At 67.5% G+C, this 4332-nt stretch carries 3 protein-coding genes and 1 pseudogene; all 4 read right to left on the bottom strand.

The window, feature by feature from the left end; translation table 11 throughout:
• Window positions 1–657, bottom strand: a pseudogene (locus tag ACR2JA_RS01785) (capsular polysaccharide biosynthesis protein); the annotation flags it as partial.
• On the bottom strand, window positions 654–1751 hold the full coding sequence (locus ACR2JA_RS01780) for a glycosyltransferase family 61 protein (RefSeq protein WP_434007428.1): 1098 nt from the start codon (window positions 1749–1751) through the stop codon (window positions 654–656). The pseudogene ACR2JA_RS01785 and the gene ACR2JA_RS01780, both read right to left, overlap by 4 nt.
• Window positions 1752–1961: 210 nt before the next feature.
• Window positions 1962–3698 carry an SLC13 family permease gene (locus ACR2JA_RS01775; RefSeq protein WP_434007427.1) on the bottom strand — a complete coding sequence of 579 codons (1737 nt, stop codon included), beginning with the start codon at window positions 3696–3698 and terminating at the stop codon, window positions 1962–1964.
• Between the two features lie 19 nt (window positions 3699–3717).
• Window positions 3718–4332: 3'(2'),5'-bisphosphate nucleotidase CysQ family protein (locus tag ACR2JA_RS01770; RefSeq protein ID WP_434007426.1), on the bottom strand; the 615-nt coding region annotated here is incomplete at its 5' end.

Below are 4332 nucleotides of genomic sequence, written 5' to 3'. Positions count from 1 at the left end.
GTGGCGGGACCAAGCGCGCCAGTCGTAGTGGCCACGTTTGCGTCCATGCAACACGTCCGGGTGGATTTTCAGCAGCACCGTGCTCTGCGGGTATTCGTCCAGCGCGGCGTGGAGCATCTCTTCGAAGGACCGGGCGTTCGCCTGTCCGAAATGGATCGAGGCATCTCCCCAGGTCTGATCGGCCACGAGCACAAAATCGTCCGGTAGTTGCGCGGTCGGGCAGTTGCGAGCGGCGTTGTACTTGCTCACGCCGCTCTCGCGCCAGCGCTGGACGATGTGGTGGCAACGCATCTCGTCTGCAGCATCCAGCGGGTGGTCGCGGATGAGATCTTCCAGCCGCGACGGTGCCCCGGCGTCGTAGTAGATGCCGACCGGGTCCACCACGATGGACAGTGGCGCGTCTTGATGTCCCAGTCCCACCGATCGCAGGAATCCGTCTTCGAGCCTCACGAACGGCAGCCTGGCCCGGGAAGCCTCGGCCGCCAGGCGCTCCGACGGTGTCCGACGCCCCCAGCCCGCCAGCACATCGCCCGGCTGCCAGTCGACCGCCCGCCCGTGCACCACCGGGGCACCCATCAGGGTCGAGAGTCCCGGCGTGCGTGCCATCGCCTTGCTGGCCACGATGCATCGAGCACCTGGCGGCAGAGATGGCATCATGACAGCCACCCCCGCAGTTCGGGCGATCGTGCCAATCCCTCGTCCAGCGTCCGTCGGTCCACCATCGGGCTGCTGGCCCATTCGAGCACGCGGGCGCGATCCGGTGGCGTGGTGCCAGACGTCTGTTCCTGGGTCCACCGCAGCAGCAGCAGCGCGTTGAACCGCCGTGTGAGCAGGCCGTTGTCGAGCTGCTCCAGGTGGTGTTTTTCGTCCCAATCCTGAATGAACCCGGCCCGCTGGCAGGCGCGCAGCACAGGGACGGGATCGATCCATTGCGGTCGAAACGAGACCTGCAGGTCGAGCACCTCGCTGGGCCGGGGGACGCCGCAGGCCACGTACCGGGACCGCACCCCCAGGGCCTGCTCCAGCATGTGGAAGTGGGGCGGCACATTCCGGTCGGTGTAGGCCAGCATGCGCTGTCCCCCGCCGGCCAGGATCAGCGTGTGCAGTGCGCTGCCGGCAAAGCCGATGATGCGACGGTGGCGGCGAAACGCGTCGATCTGCTCCTGGACGCTCAGCGTCTCCGGTTCGATCACCACGCAACCGTTGGCCCTGAGCGCCGACTCGATCCACTCCTCGCCCAGAACGGCGCGCGCGCGCCCATCCAGTCCGGTGTGTCGGCGCGAAATGAACAGAGGCCTGGGGTCTGGGGCGGGTCGCGGAGCGCGCTCAAACAGGGCGGGCACATGCTGAACAGCCCAATGCACCCGGTCCTGCAGCCGGTTGGCCGGACCCGCCAGACTCACCTTTTCCAGCGCCGTCGGGCCAGCGCAGCAATACACCCGGTCGCGAACACCAGCCATTTCCAGCAGCTGCCAGGCAAATGGCGGTATCTCATGCTCGGGGGTGGGCGTCACGAACCAGTCGTAGGCCGCCAGCTTCTCGGGCGTCAGCGCCCACCAGCGGCTGAACGTCTCGGTCAGGCAATGACCGAAATGGGGCATCACCGGACCCAGGTAAAAGCTGTGTCCAGGCAGGCGCAGCGCCACGTTGGCGGGTGGCCGCCCCGGCCCGACGGCCTGCTGGCCGTAACGGGTCAGGCCCGATGCGTCGAGGTACCGAGATCCCATCCACAACCCGCCGGTGCCGGACATGTCATCCGAGCCGCGCAGAAAAGGGGTGCACACGCAACCCTGCAGGTCGGGGAGCCAGGCGGGCAGGGCTCGGGACAGCCGCCAGCGGTGCCAGCGGGCTTTGACGGGAAGAGGAACGCGGGAGCGGAGGGGCATGAAGCCGCTGATCTTACAAACCTCTCCCGCCGGGCTGGATGCCCCTGGGGGCTCGTGGCAGACGGACGCCAGCGCTCAGCCTGGATGGAAAGGAAACACCAGGGGCGTGAGCAGCAAGACCACCGTGCCGAACACGAGCGAGACAGGCAGGCCGGCTTTCATGAAGTCCAGGGTGCTGTAGCGCCCGGGCGACATCACCATCAGGTGGGTCTGGTAGCCGAAGGGCATCAGAAAGCCCGCGCTGGCCCCGTAAGCCACGATCAGCACGAAGGGTGTCGGGTCCACGCCGAACGCCCGTGCGGTGGCGAGACCGACGGGGAATGCCAGCGCCGCCGCGGCATTGTTGGTGACCAGTTCGGTGAGGATCACGGTCAGCAGGTACACCCCCACCAGACCACCGTACACACCGGTTCCATCGAACAGCTGGCGCATCCAGCCTGCCAGCAGCTCGGCCGCGCCCGAGGACTCGACGCCGCGTGCCAGCGCCAGTGCCGAGCCGATCACCATCAACAGTTCGAACGGAAAGCGCCGGCGCAACTCGGCCAGGGTGAGCAGGCGCAGTGATAGAAAAAGGGCCAGCAAGATCATCAGGCTGGTGAGCAGGTTGACCGCTTCGGTCACCGAAGCCGCGATGGCCAGTGCGAAGCTGCTGAGCGCCAGCGCGCTGTCGCGAGCGCTGAGCAGCGGTCGTTGCAGCGTGTCGCCCAGCACGTGGAAGTTGCGATCGATGTTGCGGTGGCCCGCAAAGTCCGCACCCACGGCCAGGAGCAGACTGTCACCGGCCTTGAGTGGCACGCGTCCCAGCTGGCCTTCCAGGCGGCGGTCACCGCGGCGGATGGCGACCACACCCGCATCGAACATGGTCCGGAAGTCCACATCCTTGAGGGTGCGGTTGACCAGCTCGGATTCACCGGAAATGACCACCTCCACCAGGTTCGCGTTCAGCAAGGTGTCCGAACGGGTGCCGAACACTTCCAGTCCGCCGATGTGCTGCAAGGCCTGCAGTTTGGTGACTTCGCCCGTGAACAGCAGCCCATCCGCCGGCTGGAGCACCTCGTCCGGCCCCACCGGAGTGATCAGCCGGCCGTTGCGTTCCACTTCCAGCAGGAACAAGCCGTCCAGATGCCGAAGACCATTGGCCTCGATCGAGCGCCCCGCCAGGGAAGAGCCCGCCGTCAGCCGTGCCTCCAGGAAGAACGGCTGGCTCGCGTCGGCCGCTTCCGGTGTGTGGCGCGGCAGCCACCGTGCGGTCAGCAGCATCACGACGATGCAGGCCAGCGCCGCCGGCACACCCACCCAGGTCATCTGGAACATGCCCATCGCGGGCAGGTGGTGGTCCAGGGCAAAAGCGTTGACCACCAGGTTGGTGGAGGTGCCCACCAGGGTGGTCACGCCCCCCAGGATCGCGGCGTACGACAGCGGGATCAGCAGGCGGGACGGCGGAATCAGCCGCTGCCGAGCGATGCTGCCCATCAGGATGCCGACCACCGCCGTGTTGTTCATGAAGGCCGACAGGGTCGTGGTCAGGCCCATCAGCTTGAAGCTGGCCCACGATTCCGGTCCGCTCAACACGCGACGGGTCACGCGCTCGATCAGCACCGACCGCTCCAGCACCAGGGACACCATCAGCAGCAGGATCACCGTGATCAGCGCCGGGTTGGTGTAACTGCCCAGCAGCGCCTTTTGGTCGATCAGGCCCGTCAGGTGGTAGCCCGCCGCCCAGACGGTGAACAGCACGGCCGCCGACCAACGCCCGTGGACCAGCAGGCCCAGCAGCAGCGCGATGGAGGCGAGCGTCAGGTAGGCGGTCATGGTCTCAAGCCAGCGTTGCTCAGCGCAGCCCCCATGCCGCGAAATGGGGGTTTTCAAACCCCGGCTTGCCGTAGGTCAGTGGCCCGCCGTCGATGCGGTCCACAGCCCCCCCGGCGCCGTTGAGCACCGCGTGCCCGGCGGCGATGTCCCATTCCATGGTCCGTCCCAGGCGGGGGTACACGTCTGCCTGCCCGCAGGCCACCAGACACAGTTTGAGCGAAGAGCCTGCGCTCACATTGCGCGCGACCTTCCGACCGGACAGGAATGCGTCCAGCGCGGCTGCGTCGCCGTGCGAGCGGCTGGCCACCACGTGCAGGCCTTCGGCCGGTTCGTGCCGGCAGGCGATGGCGTGGCGGGTGCCGTCCTGTTCGATCCAGGCACCCAGGCCAATGCCGCCGCCGTACAGCCGTCCCAGCGCAGGTGCCAGCACCACGCCCAGCCGGGCCTGTCCGTGTTCGATCAGGGCGATGTTGACGGTGAACTCGCCATTGCGGCTGATGAACTCCTTGGTGCCGTCCAGCGGGTCCACCAGCCAGAAGCGATCGGTGGCCGCGGGCAGGGCACCCGCCGAGGCGGCTTCTTCGCCGACCACCGGAATGTCCGGCGTGAGCCGGTGCAAGGCTTGCGTGATCAA

Source organism: Hydrogenophaga sp. (genome assembly GCF_051007235.1).
In the GTDB taxonomy this organism is placed as follows: domain Bacteria; phylum Pseudomonadota; class Gammaproteobacteria; order Burkholderiales; family Burkholderiaceae_C; genus Hydrogenophaga.
Note: the sequence above shows the minus strand (reverse complement) of the source record. Positions and strands in the feature narration are given on the sequence as shown.

What these genes read in the sequence shown, in the direction of transcription:
- ACR2JA_RS01780 (WP_434007428.1), bottom strand. Translation starts at nt 1,751, where the DNA reads ATGTCCGGCACCGGCGGGTTGTGGATGGGATCTCGGTACCTCGACGCA.
- ACR2JA_RS01775 (WP_434007427.1), bottom strand. Translation starts at nt 3,698, where the DNA reads ATGACCGCCTACCTGACGCTCGCCTCCATCGCGCTGCTGCTGGGCCTG.